This is a genomic window from Mycobacterium sp. E3247 (genome assembly GCF_001667785.1).
Classification (GTDB): domain Bacteria; phylum Actinomycetota; class Actinomycetes; order Mycobacteriales; family Mycobacteriaceae; genus Mycobacterium.
Map to the genome: position 1 here is coordinate 1 of NZ_LZJG01000175.1, position 790 is coordinate 790.

General features: G+C 68.5%; 1 protein-coding gene and 1 pseudogene. Both read left to right on the top strand.

The features are described from left to right. A partial coding sequence (locus A9X04_RS09390) for a TetR family transcriptional regulator (RefSeq protein ID WP_067919632.1) occupies positions 1-564 on the top strand: 564 nt, incomplete at its 5' end. Then, positions 561-790, top strand: a pseudogene (locus A9X04_RS09395) (cytochrome P450); the annotation flags it as partial. The gene A9X04_RS09390 and the pseudogene A9X04_RS09395, both read left to right, overlap by 4 nt.

Genomic DNA, 790 nt, shown 5'->3' on the forward strand with positions numbered 1-790 from the left:
CAGGAGGAGACCTTCCGCAAGGTGCTCGCGGCCGGCATCGAGACGCTCCGCGAGAAGTCTTACGCCGACCTGACGGTGCGCGCGGTGGCTGCCCGCGCCAAAGTCGCGCCGGCGACCGCCTACACCTACTTCTCGTCGAAGAACCATCTGATCGCCGAGGTCTACCTGGACCTGGTGCGGCAGGTCCCCTACTTCACCGACGTCAACGACCCGATGCCCCACCGGGTGGAACAGGTGTTGCGGCACCTGGCCCTGGTGGTCGCCGACGAGCCCGAGGTCAGCGCCGCGTGCACGACGGCGTTGCTCAGCGGCGGCGCCGAGCCCGCGGTGGCCGCCGCGCGCGACCGGATCGGCGCGGAGATCCACCGCCGCATCACCTCGGCCATGGGCCCCGACGCGGACCCCACCGCCGTGTCCGCGCTGGAGATGTCCTTCTTCGGCGCGCTGGTGCAGGCCGGCAGCGGCGAATTCACCTACCGCGAGATCGCCGACCGGCTGGCCTATGTGGTGCGGCTGATCCTCACCGGCGCGGCAGAGACGAGCCAGGAGACAACCACCGAATGACCGTTCACGTTGGCGACCACGACCTGGTCCTCGATCCCTACGACTACGACTTCCACGAAGACCCGTACCCGTACTACAAGCGGCTGCGCGACGAGGCCCCGCTGTATCGCAACGAGGAGCTGAAGTTCTGGGCGCTGTCGCGGCACCAGGACGTGCTGCAGGGATTCCGCAACAGCACAACGCTATCCAACAAGTACGGCGTTTCGCTCGACCCGGCGTCGCGCGG